General features: G+C 68.2%; 13 protein-coding genes and 1 tRNA gene. 9 read left to right on the top strand and 5 right to left on the bottom strand.

Annotated elements, in window-relative coordinates; translation table 11 throughout:
• The first annotated feature begins 37 nt into the window (after positions 1 to 37).
• Positions 38 to 1,120 carry a potassium channel family protein gene (locus tag RCP80_RS17480; RefSeq protein WP_308478875.1) on the top strand — a complete coding sequence of 361 codons (1,083 nt, stop codon included), beginning with the start codon at positions 38 to 40 and terminating at the stop codon, positions 1,118 to 1,120.
• Entirely contained in the window at positions 1,113 to 2,042 is a 930-nt protein-coding gene (nudC, locus tag RCP80_RS17475) for an NAD(+) diphosphatase (protein WP_308478874.1), read from the top strand. The genes RCP80_RS17480 and nudC overlap by 8 nt, the downstream gene beginning before the upstream one ends.
• A gap of 103 nt (positions 2,043 to 2,145) precedes the next feature.
• On the opposite strand, the gene RCP80_RS17470 is transcribed toward nudC, so the two are convergent.
• Positions 2,146 to 2,397, bottom strand: coding sequence for a mycoredoxin (locus tag RCP80_RS17470; RefSeq protein ID WP_308478872.1), 252 nt, complete (start codon positions 2,395 to 2,397; stop codon positions 2,146 to 2,148).
• Between the two features lie 31 nt (positions 2,398 to 2,428).
• On the opposite strand from RCP80_RS17470, the gene RCP80_RS17465 reads away from it, so the two are divergent.
• From RCP80_RS17465 to RCP80_RS17455, 3 genes are all read left to right on the top strand, one after another.
• Positions 2,429 to 4,531: an ATP-dependent DNA helicase UvrD2 gene (locus RCP80_RS17465; protein WP_308482902.1), complete on the top strand. Its 2,103-nt coding sequence runs from the start codon at positions 2,429 to 2,431 to the stop codon at positions 4,529 to 4,531.
• Between the two features lie 96 nt (positions 4,532 to 4,627).
• On the top strand, positions 4,628 to 4,786 hold the full coding sequence (locus RCP80_RS17460; protein WP_308478871.1) for a hypothetical protein: 159 nt from the start codon (positions 4,628 to 4,630) through the stop codon (positions 4,784 to 4,786).
• A 144-nt stretch (positions 4,787 to 4,930) separates the two neighbouring features.
• Positions 4,931 to 5,212, top strand: a complete 282-nt coding sequence (locus tag RCP80_RS17455) for a WhiB family transcriptional regulator (RefSeq protein WP_308478870.1) — start codon at positions 4,931 to 4,933, stop codon at positions 5,210 to 5,212.
• A 45-nt stretch (positions 5,213 to 5,257) separates the two neighbouring features.
• On the opposite strand, the gene RCP80_RS17450 is transcribed toward RCP80_RS17455, so the two are convergent.
• The 3 genes from RCP80_RS17450 to RCP80_RS17440 are packed head-to-tail and all read right to left on the bottom strand — an operon-like array spanning position 5,258 to position 8,988.
• Entirely contained in the window at positions 5,258 to 6,595 is a 1,338-nt protein-coding gene (locus tag RCP80_RS17450; RefSeq protein ID WP_308482901.1) for a macrolide-binding ATPase MABP-1, read from the bottom strand.
• 43 nt (positions 6,596 to 6,638) lie between these two features.
• Positions 6,639 to 7,487: a bacteriocin biosynthesis cyclodehydratase domain-containing protein gene (locus tag RCP80_RS17445; protein WP_308478869.1), complete on the bottom strand. Its 849-nt coding sequence runs from the start codon at positions 7,485 to 7,487 to the stop codon at positions 6,639 to 6,641.
• A gap of 52 nt (positions 7,488 to 7,539) precedes the next feature.
• Complete coding sequence (locus RCP80_RS17440) at positions 7,540 to 8,988, bottom strand: zinc-dependent metalloprotease (RefSeq protein WP_308478868.1); 1,449 nt, start codon at positions 8,986 to 8,988, stop codon at positions 7,540 to 7,542.
• Between the two features lie 83 nt (positions 8,989 to 9,071).
• On the opposite strand from RCP80_RS17440, the gene RCP80_RS17435 reads away from it, so the two are divergent.
• The 3 genes from RCP80_RS17435 (at position 9,072) to RCP80_RS17425 (ending at position 13,656) form a co-directional block, all read left to right on the top strand.
• Positions 9,072 to 10,094, top strand: coding sequence for a YlbL family protein (locus RCP80_RS17435; protein WP_308478867.1), 1,023 nt, complete (start codon positions 9,072 to 9,074; stop codon positions 10,092 to 10,094).
• 77 nt (positions 10,095 to 10,171) lie between these two features.
• Positions 10,172 to 13,183, top strand: a complete 3,012-nt coding sequence (locus tag RCP80_RS17430; RefSeq protein WP_308478866.1) for a UPF0182 family protein — start codon at positions 10,172 to 10,174, stop codon at positions 13,181 to 13,183.
• A 399-nt stretch (positions 13,184 to 13,582) separates the two neighbouring features.
• Positions 13,583 to 13,656, top strand: a tRNA-Met gene (locus tag RCP80_RS17425).
• A gap of 86 nt (positions 13,657 to 13,742) precedes the next feature.
• Here the strand turns inward: RCP80_RS17425 and RCP80_RS17420 are convergent.
• A complete protein-coding gene (locus tag RCP80_RS17420) occupies positions 13,743 to 14,246 on the bottom strand; it encodes a DUF7715 family protein (RefSeq protein ID WP_308478865.1) in 504 nt (167 codons plus the stop codon).
• 30 nt (positions 14,247 to 14,276) lie between these two features.
• Here RCP80_RS17420 and RCP80_RS17415 point away from each other — a divergent pair, with 30 nt between their 5' ends.
• The gene (locus RCP80_RS17415; RefSeq protein ID WP_308482900.1) at positions 14,277 to 15,707 is read left to right on the top strand and encodes an MFS transporter; all 1,431 of its coding nucleotides are present in this window, start codon (positions 14,277 to 14,279) and stop codon (positions 15,705 to 15,707) included.
• Positions 15,708 to 15,776: the final 69 nt, after the last annotated feature.

Below are 15,776 nucleotides of genomic sequence, written 5' to 3'. Positions count from 1 at the left end.
GGGCCGACGACGGCAACCGCGTCGATGACCGGACACCGTGGCTAAAAGCAGACTGCGCAGGCGGCTGGGCCGCCTCGACGAAGCGCTGACCGCCAAGCCCGACGCCGCGCTCGTCGACTACCTGCACATCCCGGAACGATTCGTCAGCCCGGGCCGCAAGATCGCCCGCCGCGTCTTCTACGCGCTGGGGGCGCTGTTCGCCGCCGTGCTCATCGTCTACATCGACCGCGGCGGCTACCGCGATGTGCAGGGCGACGACCTGTCGTTCCTGGACTGCCTCTATTACGCGACGGTGTCGCTGTCGACCACCGGATACGGCGACATCACGCCCTACACGCCGTCGGCGCGGCTGATCAACGTCCTGGTGGTCACGCCCCTGCGGGTGGCCTTCCTGATCGTGCTCATCGGCACCACCGTCGAGACCCTGACCGCCGCCTCGCGGCAGGCACTGAAGATTCAGCGCTGGAGGAACACCGTGCGCAACCACACCGTCGTCATCGGATACGGCACCAAGGGCAAGACCGCGGTCACCGCGATGATCGCCGATGGCATCCCGCCCGCCGAGATCGTCGTCGTCGACACCGATCAGCCGTCACTGGACCGCGCCAGCGCCGCCGGGTTGGTCACGGTCCGCGGTGACGCCAACCGATCCGATGTGCTGCGGCTGGCCGGTGCCCAACACGCGAAGTCGATCATCGTGGCCACCAACAGCGACCCGACCGCGGTGATGGTCACCCTGACCGCGCGCGAACTCGCACCCAACGCCAAGATCATCGCCGCGATCCGGGAGGCCGAGAACCAGCACCTGCTCAAGCAGTCCGGTGCGGATTCGGTCGTGGTGTCCTCCGAGACCGCCGGTCGGCTGCTGGGCATCGCCACCAGCACCCCGAGCGTGGTGGAGTTGATCGAGGATCTGCTGACCCCCGACGAGGGTTTCGTGATCGTCGAACGCGATGTGGAACGCACCGAGGTCGGCGGCTCGCCCAAGCACCTGGTCGACATCGTGCTAGGCGTCGTGCGCAATGGTGTGCTCAAGCGGGTCGACGATCCAGAGGTCGATTCCCTGGAGGAAGGCGACCGGGTGCTCTACGTCCGAAGCGGTGGTGACGAACGTGACTGAGTTTCAACTGCGCAACATCCCCCTGTTGTCGAGGGTGGGCGCCGACCGGTCCGATCACCTGCGCACCGACATCGACGCCGCGATCGCCGGTTGGTCGCAGGCCGCGGTCCTGCGCGTCGACCACCGCGGTCAGGTGTTGATCGTCGATGGACACGTGCTGCTGGGCGGCACCGCCGAGCTGGGCGACACCCCGCCCGAGGACGCGGTCTTTTTGGGGCGCATCGAGGGCGGCCGGCACGTCTGGGCCATCCGCGCCCCGCTGCAGGCCCCCGACGACGGGGCCGAGGCGCAGGTGCTCGATCTGCGTCGCGCGGGGGTGGTGTTCGACGACGTCAGCGCGTACCTGGTGTCCTCGGCAACCGCGCTGCTCAATTGGCACGACAGCGCCAGGTTCTCGGCCGTCGACGGGGCGCCCACCAAACCGGTCAAGGGCGGCTGGTCCCGGCTGAACCCGGTCACCGGGCACGAGGAGTTTCCGCGGATCGACCCGGCGGTCATCTGCCTGGTGCACGACGGCGGCGACCGGGTGGTGCTGGCCCGGCAACGCACGTGGCCGGAGCGGATGTTCTCGCTGCTGGCCGGCTTCGTCGAGGCCGGCGAGTCGTTCGAGACCTGCGTCACGCGCGAGATCGCCGAGGAGGTCGGGCTGGCGGTGCGCGACATCCGCTATCTGGGCAGCCAGCCCTGGCCGTTCCCGCGGTCGCTGATGGTCGGTTTCCACGCCGTGGCCGACCCGGATCAGCCGTTCAGCTTCAACGACGGTGAGATCGTCGAGGCGGCCTGGTTCACCCGCGACGAGGTGCGCGCCGCCCTGGCGGTGGGGGACTGGACCAGCGCGGCCGCCTCGGCATCGAAACTGCTTCTGCCCGGGTCGATCTCGATCGCCCGGGAGATCATCGAATCCTGGGCCGAACGCGACTGATCCCGCTAGTCCCGAGCCCCCAATCCGCGAGCCCCCCAACCCCGCGAACGTGCGTGTCCCCGGCCGACACGCCGACACTTTTGCGGGGTTTGCGCACGCTCGGCTAGCCCGCGAGCTTCGCCTTGACCTCCCGGATGCTGGGGTTGGTCAGTGTCGAGCCGTCGGGGAATTTCAGCGTGGGCACGGTCTGGTTACCGCCGTTGGCCGTGGCGACGAACTCGGCCGCGGCCGCGTCGACCTCGATGTCGACCTCGGTGTAGCTGATGCCTTCGGACTTCAACGCGGTCTGCAGCCTTTTGCAATACCCGCACCACGTCGTGGTGTACATGATCAGTGCTGTCTCGCTAGCGGTCATGGGTGACATCTTGTCACCAGCGCCTGCCAAGATGAACGCCATGCCCACCGACGGTCTTGACGACGAACAGCGCGAGGCGGTGCTGGCGCCCCGCGGCCCGGTGTGTGTGCTGGCGGGTGCGGGAACGGGGAAGACCCGCACCATCACTCACCGCATCGCGCACCTCGTCGCCGCTGGTCAGGTGGCGGCCGGTCAGGTGTTGGCGGTCACCTTCACGTCGCGGGCCGCCGGCGAGATGCGCGCCCGGCTGCGCAGCATCGACGCCGCCGAACCGGACGCCCCGCGGGTCGGGGCGGTGCAGGCGTTGACGTTCCACGCCGCCGCCCGGCGCCAGCTGTCCTACTTCTGGCCCCGCGTGGTCGGCAACACCCGGTGGCAGCTGCTCGACAGCAAGTTCTCGGTGGTGGCCCAGGCCGCCAACCGGGCGCGGGTGCAGGCCAGCACCGACGACGTCCGCGACCTCGCCGGTGAGATCGAGTGGGCGAAGGCCTCGTTGATCACCCCCGAGCAGTATCCGGCCGCGGTGGCCGAGGTCGGTCGCGATATTCCGCTCGACGCCGCGCGGGTCGCGGCCGTCTACGCCGGCTACGAGAACCTCAAGGCCCGCGGTGACGTCGCGATGCTCGACTTCGATGACTTGCTGCTGCACACCGCCGCGGCCATCGAGAACGACGTCGGGGTGGCCGAGGAGTTCCGGGACCGCTACCGCTGCTTCGTCGTCGACGAATTTCAGGACGTCACCCCGCTGCAGCACCGCGTGCTGTCGGCCTGGTTGGGTGCCCGCGACGATCTGACCGTCGTCGGCGACGCCAACCAGACCATCTATTCGTTCACCGGTGCCTCGCCGCGCTACCTGCTGGACTTCTCCCGGCAGTTCCCCGACGCGACCGTGGTGCGCCTCGAACGCGACTACCGCTCCACACCGCAGGTGGTGTCGCTGGCCAACCGGGTGATCAAGGCCGCGCGCGGCCGGGTCGCGGGCAGCAAGCTGCACCTGGTGGGCCAGCGTGATCCTGGGCCGGAACCATCGTTTTCGGAGCATTCCGACGAGGTCGCCGAGGCCGCCGCGGTCGCCGAGGCCATCGGCGCACTCATCGAGTCCGGCACGCCGCCGGCCGAGATCGCGGTGCTCTACCGGATCAACGCCCAATCCGAGGCCTACGAGGAAGCGCTCACCGAAGCGGGCATCGCCTTCCAGGTGCGCGGCGGGGAGGGGTTCTTCAGCCGGCAGGAGATTCGGCAGGCCCTGGTGGCGCTGCAGCGCGCCGCCGATCGCTCCGAAGCCGAGGCCGACGGGACCGACCTGCCGGGCGCGGTGCGCGCCCTGCTGGAGCCGCTGGGCCTGAGCGCCGACGCGCCGACGGGCACCAAGGCCCGCGAGCGTTGGGAGGCGCTCGACGCGCTGGCCCAGCTCGTCGACGAGGAGGTGGCCGCGCGCCCCGAGCTGAGCCTGCCCGCGCTGGTGGCCGAGTTGCGGGTGCGCGCCGATTCCCGGCACCCACCGGTGGTGCAGGGCGTGACGTTGGCCTCGCTGCACGCCGCCAAGGGCCTCGAGTGGGATGCGGTGTTCCTGGTCGGGCTCAACGACGGGACATTGCCGATCTCGCACGCGCTGACCCACGGCCCCGACAGCGAGCAGGTGGAAGAAGAACGGCGCCTGCTCTACGTCGGAATCACCAGGGCCCGAGTGCATTTGGCGCTCAGCTGGGCACTGTCGCGAACCCCGGGCGGGCGTCAGACCCGCAAACCGTCGCGGTTCCTCAACGGGATCGCGCCACAGACGAGCGCCACCGCGGCACCGGCGGCCGGTACGCGACGGTCTCGCGGCGCGAACAAGCGCTGCCGGGTCTGTAACTCCACCCTGAGCACCCCGGCGGCGTTGATCCTCGGCCGGTGTGAGGAATGCGCGGCCGACATCGACACCGACCTGTTGACCCGGCTCAAGGAATGGCGGCTGCGCACCGCGCAGGAACTCAAGGTGCCGGCCTTCGTGGTGTTCAGCGACAACACCTTGATCGCGATCGCCGAGACCCGACCCACCGACGACGCCGCGCTGGTGGCGATCTCCGGAATCGGGGCGCGCAAGCTCGAACAGTTCGGTGCCGACGTGCTCGACCTCGTCCACGGCGGGTAAAACCGCAGGTCAAAAATCGCTTGTCGGATACGGCACCGACCGATTAACCTCTACAAGCGCACATTCACGCACCGAGCACCGTAAGGGGCCTTCACGATGATTAGCACAGCAGTTGGCATCGGCGTAGCCGACGCCGCCGTGGTGCGCGTCGCCGGGGCCTTCCGAGCTCCCGCGGCCCATCTGCCGGCGGCACCGCACGCCAAGCGCCGTCCCGCCGCCGCGACTGTCGCGTTCGTGAATCGGGGTTTCCGCTAGAAACCCGCGAAATCAGCCATCAGGCCACGGACCCGACGTCACCCGGATCCGTGGCCAAAGTGTTTTTCGGGGAGTCTCCCGAATGCCCTGGTCCGGATCTCACGGAATTTCAATTGCCAAGAGACCAGGAAGCAGGTGAAGGACATGTCGGCCCTGACAGTCCGTGCTTGTTCGGAAGAGCAACAACAGCCGGTGCTGCCGTGCCATGTCGGAGACCCCGACCTGTGGTTCGCCGAGAATCCCGCCGACCTCGAGCGCGCCAAGGAGCTCTGCGTCGACTGCCCGATCCGTCGGCAGTGCCTGAGCGCGGCGCTGGAACGCGAGGAGCCGTGGGGCGTGTGGGGCGGCGAGATCGTCGAACGCGGATCGATCGTCGCGCGCAAACGCCCACGCGGCCGGCCCCGCAAGGATTCGGTCGCCGCCTAACCGCTCTCGCAAAACGCGTACAACAGGGCAACTCTCGGCGAGCAGCTACACCGCGTCGGGATTGGCGAAGCCGGGCACCATCTCGTCGGCGATGCGCCGGGTGGGCACATGCGCGTCGAGCTGGCAGGAGATCGCCACCACCGACAACATGACCCGCAGCGGAATCGCCAGCTTGGCCGGGATGTCCATCTGTCGGGCGGCCTTGATCTGGCCGGCGGCCCGGTCGAGTTCGACGTTGGTCATCCGCTGCAGCCAGGAGCGCCGATAGTGGAACACCGGCACCTCGAGCGGTTCGACGTATTGGCGCAGCATGTCGTCGATCTCGCGGGTCGAGACCTTCTCACCCTTCTGGATGAACCCGACCTTCTCCATGGTGGGCAGCAGCTTGTCGTAGTCCTTGTCCACCGCGTAGCGCAGCATCTGTCCGAGCTCGACGGGCCAGCCGCCGGGCATCGGTGCCACCGCACCGAAGTCGATGACGCCCATCTTGTCCTCGGGCAGCAGCATGAAGTTGCCGGGATGCGCATCGCCGTGCACCATCCCGAGTCGTCGCGGTGCGTCGTCGCAGAATTCGAAGAGCCGAGTGGCCATCAGGTCACGCTGTTCCTGGGTGCCGTCCCGGATGATCTGGGACAGCGGGATGCCCTCGATCCACTCGGCGATGACGACTTTCGGGGCGCTGGCCACGATGTGTGGGATGACGAACTTGTCGTCGCCGTCATAGGCCTTGGCGAACGCCCGCTGGTTGTCGGCCTCGAGGCGGTAGTCCAGTTCCATGTCGGTGCGTTCGATCAGCTCGTCGACGACGCCCTGGATGTCGGCGCCGGGTGCGAGCTGCTTGAACACGCCGACCAGCCGCTGCATGGTCTTCAGATCGGCGCGCAGCGCCTCGTCGGCACCCGGGTACTGGATCTTGACGGCGACCTCGCGGCCATCGGACCACACCGCCTTGTGCACCTGCCCGATGCTGGCCGAGGCCACCGGGGCGTCGTCGAACGACTGGAACCGCTCGCGCCACTTGGTGCCCAGCTGCGCGTCCAGCACGCGGTGCACCTTGGCCGCCGGCAGCGGCGGGGCGTCCTTCTGCAGTTTGGTCAGGGCCTCGCGGTAGGGCTTGCCGAACTGTTCGGGGACGGCGGCCTCCATCACCGACAGGGCCTGGCCCACCTTCATGGCCCCGCCCTTGAGTTCGCCGAGCACGGTGAACAACTGATGGGCGGCACTCTCCACCAGTTCGGCGTTGACCTCGTCTTTCGACTTTCCGGTCAGCCGTTTGCCAAAGCCCAGCGCTGCCCGGCCCGCCATTCCGCCGGCCAGTCCCGCGATCTTTGCATTGCGCGCCATACCACCGCGCCTAATCTCTGCCACCCGACCATCATCCACCACGAACCCGAGTGCTTCTGCATCGATGTGGCAACAAGCGTTCTCAACAGGCGCATCGGGGGTGTCGCGGCCAGCGCCGCGTCGCGATCGTGCCGGCACCGACGTCGAATTCCAGCGTCGCCGACAAGGTCTGCGGAGCCGCCGGCACCACCGCGTTGGTTTCGGCCGTCCGCACGGCCCTCACGACGGCCAGCACCTGACCCAACGCCAGCGCGGCGGTGGCCAGAACGGTGCAGTGGTCGGCCACGCCGACGGTGTCGCGCAGCTGCGCGGCCAGCGCCGGCCACGCCGAGTCGCGGTCGCTGCGATGAAGATCGGCGCAGGTCAGGCAGCTTGTGATGCCGGGGACGACGAGCGGGCCCACCAATCCGGTGCCGTCGCGGACCCGGACCACCAGGTGCGGCATCCCGGCCGAATGCAGATCGCGGACCAGCCGCGGGTCGGCCACCAGGTAGTCGCTGAGCACCACCAGGTCGGTGCGCTCGGCCCGCACGACGACATGCGGCTGGCTGCTGTGGCTGACCCGTACGGCGGTGGCCCGCAGCGCCTCGACCAGCAGATCGCTCAGCGGTCCCCGGCCGTGCACCCGGACCGCGGTGCTGCGACCGTGCGCGGTCGCACCCAGGTGCGCGACCCCGGACGCGACCAGCGCGGCGACCAGCTCGGCGCATTCGGCGGCGTCCACGGCGCCGTGGCGGGCCGCTTCGGCGCGCAGCCGGTCCAGGTCGGTCCCGGAGCGCATGGTCTGCAACACGTCGGCCAACGCCGCGGCGGTCAGCCCGCGGGGCGGGCGTACCAGCACCGCCCGGCGTGGGTCCCAGCCGATCTGCACGGCGTCATCGGGTCGCACCAGCACCGGCATCGCCGGATCGAGGCTGAACAGCTGCGTCATGCGCAGACTCTGGCACGCCCGCCCGGTCAGGCGGGCTCACCCGTCCACAGGCCTACCGGTCCGGGGAACCGTCCCCGTCGGCGCGCTCGTCGTCCGATCCCGCATCGTCGTCCGCGGTCTGATCTCGCGGCTCCTCAGCTGGGCTCGTTCCTCGCCCCGCATCGTCGTCCGCGGCGAGCAACTGCTTCTCCAGGTCGGCGATCGCCCGGTCGATCCCGCTGGTGTCGCCGCCGATCATGCGGTCGATGAAGCCCGCCGGCTCGTCGAGGTCGGCTGCGGTCGGCAGCAGGTCGGGGTGTTGCCACACGGTGTCGCGGACATCCATCCCGGCGGCCTCGGTCAGGCGTTGCCACAGCGTGGCGGCCTCCCGGAGCTTGCGGGGCCGCAACTCCAACCCGACCAAGGTGGCGAAGGTCTGTTCGGCCGGACCGCCGCTGGCCCGGCGCCGGCGCAGGGTTTCCCCGAGCGCCTCGGCGCCCGGAATCCGCTCACCCAGCGCGTCGGCCACCACGGTTTGCACCCAGCCCTCGATGAGCGCGAGCAGCGTCTCGAGGCGTTCCAGCGCCGCCGTCTGCTCGGGGGAGGCCTTCGGTTCGAAGATGCCCTGATTGAGCAGTTGCTCCATGGCAGCCGGGTCGGCCATCGACGCCGGGTTGAAGCCCTGCGCCAATTCCTCGATGCCGCTCATGTCGATCTGGATGCCCCGGGCGTAGGTCTCCACGGCACCCAACAGCTGACTCGACAACCACGGCACGTGGCTGAACAGCCGGTGATGCGCGGCCTCCCGGGCCGCCAGGAACGTCATGGTCTCGCTGCGCGGCCGCTCGAGTCCGGCGGAGAACTCCTCGACGGCCTGCGGCAGCAACGCCGCGACCCCCGTGGGGCCCAGCGGGAGCCCGATATCGGTCGAGGTCAGCACTTCCTTGCTCAATTTGCCCAGCGCCTGCCCCAGCTGCGAACCGAAGGCCATGCCGCCCATCTGCGAGATCATCGACAGCAACGGGCCGGCCATGGCCTTGGCCTCCTCGGGTAGCGCCGAGGCCCACACCGTCGAAATCTGTTCCGCCACTGGGTCGCACAGCCGCTTCCAGGTCTCCAACGTGTGATCGATCCACTCGGTGGGGGTCCAGGCGACGGTGCTGGTGGTGCCGGCGGGCAGCGCGGTGGATCCGTCGAGCCAGGTCTCGGCCAGCCGCACCGCATCGGCGATCGCGTTGGCCGTCGCCGGCGGGATGGGTGCGACGAACCCGATCGAATTCGCGGCCAGCTTGCGTGCGAGGTCGTAGTTGACCGGACCGGATCCGGACCCGCCCGCCATCGCGCTGCCCGCACCGGAAAACATCTGGCCCAACCGGGTGAAGATCTGACCGAGGTCACCGATGTCACCGGAACCCAGGCCGAAGGGGTCCGCCGGACCGCCGGCCGAACCGCTGGGATCCTTCTTGTTCTTGTCTCGATCGGGATCGTCTCCATGGGAGAACCCGAAGGGCATGTCGGCCATATCTCAACGGTACTCATCGCCATCGGCGTTCGTGCGGTCGGCGGTCACGCTGTCAGTGAACCGCCGCGTCTACTCTTGGCGGCGTGAACAGGCGGATTCTGACATTGGTCGTGGCGCTCGTGCCGATCCTCGCCTTCGGCGTACTACTCGCGGCCGTCACGGTCCCGTTCGTGTCCCTGGGGCCCGGGCCCATCTTCAACACCCTCGGCGACTTCGACGGCAAACCCGTCGTCCAGATCGAAGGCACCGAGACCGAACCCACCTCCGGTCAGCTGAACATGACCACGGTGTCGCAGCGCGACGCCCTGACCCTCGGCCAGGCGTTGACGCTGTGGCTCTCGGGCCGCGAGCAGTTGCTCCCGCGCGATCTGGTGTATCCGCCGGAGAAGACGCGTGACGACATCGACAAGGCCAATCAGGCGGAGTTCAAGAACTCCGAAGACAGCGCGGCATTCGCGGCGCTGGGTTTCCTCGACTACCCGAAGGCGGTGACCGTCGAGACCGTCTCCGACGACGGGCCAGCCAAGGACAAGTTGCAGCCCGGTGACGCCATCGACGGCGTCAACGGGACGCCCGTGGCCACCGTGGAGGCGTTCACCTCGCTGCTGGAGCACACCAAGCCCGGCGACGTCATCGTCGTGGACTACCGCCGCAAGAACGAGGCGCCCGGCACCACCAACATCACGCTGGGCGCCAACGACGACCGCGACTACGGCTTCCTGGGGGTCGGGGTGCGCGATGCCCCGTGGGCGCCGTTCACCGTCGACTTCAACCTGGCCAACATCGGTGGGCCGTCGGCCGGGTTGATCTTCAGCCTTGCCGTCATCGACAAGCTGACCCCCGGCGAACTCAACGACGGCCGCGTCGTCGCCGGCTCCGGCACCATCGCCGGGGATGGCAAGGTCGGCAGCATCGGCGGCATCACGCACAAGCTGGCCGCTGCCCACGACGCCGGTGCCACGGTGTTCTTGGTGCCCGCCGACAACTGCGCGGAGGCGCGTACGGCAAAACACGACGGCATGCAGCTGGTGAAAGTCGACGACCTCGGTTCGGCCGTGGACGCGCTGGAAACGCTTTCAGCTGGTGGCGAACCGCCGCATTGTTAGAACGGTCACTGGCGGCCGGTGCGAAACGCATGCGTACAGTTGGCACCAACTAATCCGCTCTGACCGGGAGTTCACACGTGGGTATGCGGCCTGCCGCAAAGATGCCAAGCCTTACTCGGCGTAGCCGGGGCCTCATCGTCATCGGGGCGGTGGCCGTCGTGCTCCTGCTCGTCGGTCCACGGTTCATCGACACCTATGTCGACTGGCTGTGGTTCGGCGAGTTGGGGTACCGCTCGGTGTTCACCACGGTGCTGTTCACCCGGCTTGCCGTGTTCCTGGTGGCGGCGCTGCTGGTGGGCGCCATCGTGTTCATCGGGCTGATGCTGGCCTACCGCAGCCGGCCGGTCTTCGTGCCGGCCAGCGGGCCCAACGACCCGGTGGTCCGGTACCGCACGGCGGTGCTCTCGCAGCCCAAGCTCATCGGCATCGGCATCCCGGTGCTGATCGGTCTGCTCTCCGGTCTCGTCGCCCAGAGTTACTGGGTGCGGGTGCAGCTGTTCCTGCACGGCGGCGACTTCGGCGTGACCGACCCGCAATTCGGCAAGGATCTCGGCTTCTACGCGTTCGAACTGCCGTTCCTGCGGCTCGTGGTGTCCTACCTGTTCGTCGCGATCGTGTTGGCGTTGTTGGCAAACCTGGTGGGCCATTACATCTTCGGCGGCATCCGGTTGTCGGGTCGCGAGGGTGCGGTCACCCGCGCCGCGCGCATCCAGCTGGTCGCCATCGTGGGCGTGCTGGTCCTGCTCAAGGCCGTGGCCTACTGGTTGGACCGCTACGAGCTGTTGAGCAACACCCGGGCGGGCAAGCCGTTCACGGGCGCCGGTTACACCGACATCAACGCCGTGATGCCCGCCAAGCTGATCCTGCTGGCCATCGCCGTCATCTGCGCCGTCGCGGTGTTCTCCGCGCTGGTGCTGCGCGACCTGCGGATCCCGGCCATCGGACTGGTGCTGCTGCTGTTGTCCTCGGTGGTGGTCGGCGCGGGCTGGCCGCTGGTGGTCGAGCAGTTCAGCGTCAAGCCCAACGCCGCGCAGAAGGAAAGCGAATACATCAGCCGCAGCATCACCGCGACCCGGGATGCCTACGGTCTGACCGACGACAAGGTGACCTACCGCGACTACAGCGGTGACGCACCCACCTCGGCGCAGCAGGTGGCCGCCGACAGCGCGACGATCTCCAACATCCGTGTGCTCGACCCGCGCATCGTGAGCCCGGCGTTCACGCAGTTCCAGCAGGCCAAGAACTTCTATGCCTTCCCCGAAGAGCTGTCGATGGACCGCTACCGGATGCCCAACGGCGATATCCGCGAATTCGTGGTCGCCGCCCGCGAACTCGACCCGGCCCGGCTGATCGACAACCAGCGCGACTGGATCAACCGGCACAGCGTCTATACCCACGGCAACGGGTTCATCGCCTCGCCGGCCAACACCGTGCGCGGTATCGCCAACGACCCCAACCAGAATGGCGGCTACCCGGAGTTCCTGGCCAGCGTCGTCGGGGCCAACGGCACCGTCGTCTCGCCCGGGCCCGCCGAGTTGGAGCAGCCCCGGATCTACTACGGGCCGATCATCGCCTCCGCGCCGGCCGACTACGCCATCGTCGGCAGCAACGGCGTCGACCGCGAATACGACTACGAGACCAACACCGAGACCAAGAACTACACCTACACCGGTTCCGGCGGTGTCCCGCTGGGCAGTTGGGTGGCGCGGTCGCTGTTCGCCGCCAAGTTCGCGGAGCGAAACTTCTTGTTCTCCAACGTGATCGGGCCGGACAGCAAGATCCTGTTCAATCGCGATCCCGCCGAGCGGGTGCAGGCGGTGGCGCCGTGGCTGACCACCGACTCGATGCTGTACCCGGCGATCGTCGACGGCCGGATCAAGTGGATCATCGACGGCTACACCACCTTGGACAACTACCCGTACTCCGAGCTGACGGTGCTCTCGAGCGCGACGGCCGACTCCACCACGCCGAGCGTCAACAACCGGCTGGTACCCGACAAGCAGGTGTCCTACATCCGCAACTCGGTGAAGGCGACCGTGGATGCGTATGACGGCACGGTGACGCTGTACGCGCACGACGAGAGCGATCCGGTGCTGCAGGCGTGGATGAAGGTGTTCCCGGATACCATCCAGCCCAACAGCGCGATCTCCGATTCCCTGGCACAGCACTTCCGCTACCCCGAGGACCTGTTCAAGGTCCAGCGCTCGCTGCTGGCCCGCTACCACGTCGACGATCCGGTGACGTTCTTCTCGACGTCCGACTTCTGGAACGTGCCGCAGGACCCGATCCGACAGGGCACCTTCCAGCCGCCGTACTACGTGGTGGCCAACAGCCCCACCGAGGGGGACAACTCGGCGGCGTTCCAGCTGACCAGTGCGATGAACCAGCTCAACCGCGAGTATCTGGCGTCGTTCATCAGCGCCAACTCCGACCCGGAGAACTACGGTCAGCTCACGGTGTTGACGGTTCCGGGCCAGGTGCGTGGTCCATCGCTGGCCCACGGTGCGATCAACACCGACACCTCGGTCAGTGAGCACCTCGGCCAGATCGGTCGAGACGGCCAGAACCGCATCCAGTGGGGCAACATGCTCACGCTGCCGGTGGGCCACGGCGGCCTGCTCTACGTGCAGCCGGTGTACGCCTCACCCGGCCGGGCCGACGCCGCGTCCACCTATCCGCGGTTGATCCGGGTCGCAATGATGTACGGCGACAAGGTGGGTTACGCGCCGACGGTGCGTGAGGCACTGGACCAGATCTTCGGTGCCGGTGCCGGCGCCACCGCGGTCGGACCCGCACCGATGGCTCCGAGCACCCCTGGTGGCGGTCAGCCGGCGGCTCAGCAGACACCGCCCGCGGGCACTCCGCCCGCGGAGGGACGGCCGAGCACACCGGCCCCGGCCGCGGCGGTACCGCCGGCGACCGACGGTGTCCCGCAACAGCTGAGCGGACCGAAAGCCGCGGCGCTGCAGGAGATCGGGGCAGCCATGGACGCGGTGCGTCAGGCGCAGCAGAGCGGTGACTTCGCCGAGTACGGCGAAGCGCTGCAACGCCTCGACGACGCGATGACCAAGTTCGACAGCGCCGGATAGCTTCACCTGGCGCTTGGGTGCGGAGGTCGCCTCCGCACCCAAGCGCGAGCGCGCCGCCCCCTTGCCGCCCCCTTGCCGCGAGCGGGCGTGTCCCCGGCCGACACGCCGCCGAAATCCCGTAGTTTGCGCACGTTCGCGCCCGTCTTCGGCAGTGAAGCGGTGGTGGCGGGATCGGCCCCTCGCCCGGTATGCCCCCGTGGTGGCCCCCTGGATGCCTTGTGGCGACTCGACACTGCGGTTTCATCCGCGACATGCCGCGGGGCCGATGCGGCGTATCAAACCGCAGTCTCGGCGCTGGGCGCGCGCATCGATCAGCACCGTTCCAAAGAGCCCGAAAACCACGGCTGAGCACCCGATTTGGACTCCTGGCGATAGGTGGGTAACCTGGTGTTTACCCGTCGCGGGGTGGAGCAGCTCGGTAGCTCGCTGGGCTCATAACCCAGAGGTCGCAGGTTCGAATCCTGTCCCCGCTACTAACGAAAATGGCCCTCAGGCAACAAGCCTGGGGGCCATTTTCCATTGGCGGCCAGGTGCCGGGATGCTTTACCGGCTCCCGTGCCTAACCTGTCCGAGGCGAGAACTCGTAGAGTCGCCGCTCGATGACGGTTCCGACCGGAAATCCCGACGCGATCATCAGGTTGTCCTCGACGACTTCCACAGCCCAGTCCGATGGCCAGCCGCCGTCGGCCAGACTCGTCTGCATCGCAACCAGAAGCTCGTCGTGGGTGAAATCGGCCGCGATGACCTGCGCGGTGGTAGTCGCACGGTGCGATGCGGCACCGGCGAAACCGCGGCCGCATCCGCAACCGCCGTCGGGGTCACGCTGGTCTCGGTCGCAGGGTTCTTGAACCCACAGGAGTTCCCCCGGGACGCAGTAGTTGTAGTCGTTGTCGCGGGCGCCCTGGGTGAGTGTTGTTGCTACCAGGATCTTCATTCTCCGGCCTCCTGCACGGTTGGCGTCGAGCCTAAGATCGACCACCGACAGGCCGCTTAGGGCACCGACGACACCTGCGCGGCACCGGGTAATGCCCGACAGCTTGCGCCAGGACAGTTGTAGTTTCACAATCCTCCGGTGACTGCACCCGTCGAGGCGATGACCCCACGACGCAAGGCCGTCATCCTGTTCTCCTGCTGCCTGAGCCTGCTCATCGTCTCGATGGACGCGACGATCGTGAACGTTGCGATCCCGTCGATCCGCACCGATCTGGCCGCCACGCCCGCGCAGCTGCAGTGGGTCATCGACATCTACACCCTGGTGCTGGCTTCGCTGCTGATGCTGGCCGGGGCCACCGGAGACCGCCTCGGGCGCCGGAAGGTGTTTCAGATCGGGCTGACACTGTTCGCCCTCGGCTCCCTCGCCTGCAGCCTGGCGCCGACTATCGAGACGCTGATCGGCGCGCGCTTCGTGCAGGCGGTGGGCGGTTCGATGCTCAACCCAGTTGCTCTGTCCATCATTTCGCAGATCTTCACCAAACCGGTGGAACGCGCCCGGGCCCTGGGTGTCTGGGGCGGGGTCGTCGGAATCTCGATGGCGCTCGGTCCGATCGTCGGCGGATTGCTCATCGACACCATCGGCTGGCGCTCGGTGTTCTGGATCAACCTGCCGATCTGCGCGGCCGCCCTGGTGCTGACCGCCGTGTTCGTGCCCGAGTCCAGATCGACGACCATGCGCAACGTCGACGTCGTGGGACAGGGCCTGGCGATCCTGCTCCTGTTCGGCACCGTCTACGCACTGATCGAGGGTCCGGTGCTGGGCTGGGGACATCCGCGGGTGGTCGGGACCGCCGTCGCCGCGGTCGCGGCGTTCGTCGCGTTCCTGGCCTACGAGTCCCGGCGGGTCGACCCGTTCCTGGACCTTCGGTTCTTCCGCAGCATCCCGTTCGCCACCGCGACCATCAACGCCGTCAGCGCCTTCGCCGCCTGGGGCGCCTTCCTGTTCATGATGTCGCTGTACCTGCAGGGCGAGCGCGGCTACTCCGCGATGCACACCGGCCTGATCTACCTGCCCATCGCGATCGGTGCACTGGTCTTCTCCCCGCTGTCGGGTCGCCTGGTGGGCCGCTACGGTGCTCGGCCGTCGCTGGTGACCGCCGGGGTGCTGATCGCGGCCGCGGCCGGCATGCTCACCGCTCTGGACGCCGCCACGCCGCTGTGGTGGCTGCTGATGGTCTTCGCGGTGTTCGGTATCGGCTTCTCGATGGTCAACGCGCCGATCACCAATGCCGCCGTCAGTGGGATGCCGACCGACCGGGCTGGGGCGGCTTCGGCGGTGACCTCGACCAGCCGTCAGGTGGGGGTGAGTATCGGTGTGGCACTGTGCGGTTCGGTCGCGGGTTCGGCCCTGGCGCAGGGCGGTACTGACTTCGCCGTCGCGGCGCGGCCGCTCTGGTTCATCTGCGTAGTGCTGGGCGTGCTGATCGTGGCGATGGGCCTGTGGTCGACGTCGGCGCGGGGGCTGCGATCGGCCGAACGGCTGGCCCCGTTGATCCTGGGAGATCGGATGGAGCCCTCCGGTGTCCGCTGACGCCGATGAGGTCTCGCGCGATCTTGTGCCGCTGGTACGTCGGGAGAACCGGGGCGCCGCCGACGCCTA

It is taken from the genome of Mycolicibacterium sp. MU0053, from assembly GCF_963378095.1.
GTDB classification, from domain to species: domain Bacteria; phylum Actinomycetota; class Actinomycetes; order Mycobacteriales; family Mycobacteriaceae; genus Mycobacterium; species Mycobacterium burgundiense.
The sequence above is the reverse complement of the archived record's forward strand: the minus strand, read 5'-3'. Positions and strand labels throughout refer to the sequence as shown.

Bases quoted from the DNA above. Each gene is read 5' to 3' on its own strand.
- RCP80_RS17470 (WP_308478872.1), bottom strand. From the start codon at position 2,397: ATGACCGCTAGCGAGACAGCACTGATCATGTACACCACGACGTGGTGC.
- RCP80_RS17465 (WP_308482902.1), top strand. From the start codon at position 2,429: ATGAACGCCATGCCCACCGACGGTCTTGACGACGAACAGCGCGAGGCG.
- RCP80_RS17460 (WP_308478871.1), top strand. From the start codon at position 4,628: ATGATTAGCACAGCAGTTGGCATCGGCGTAGCCGACGCCGCCGTGGTG.
- RCP80_RS17455 (WP_308478870.1), top strand. From the start codon at position 4,931: ATGTCGGCCCTGACAGTCCGTGCTTGTTCGGAAGAGCAACAACAGCCG.
- RCP80_RS17445 (WP_308478869.1), bottom strand. From the start codon at position 7,487: ATGACGCAGCTGTTCAGCCTCGATCCGGCGATGCCGGTGCTGGTGCGA.
- RCP80_RS17440 (WP_308478868.1), bottom strand. From the start codon at position 8,988: ATGGCCGACATGCCCTTCGGGTTCTCCCATGGAGACGATCCCGATCGA.
- RCP80_RS17415 (WP_308482900.1), top strand. From the start codon at position 14,277: ATGACCCCACGACGCAAGGCCGTCATCCTGTTCTCCTGCTGCCTGAGC.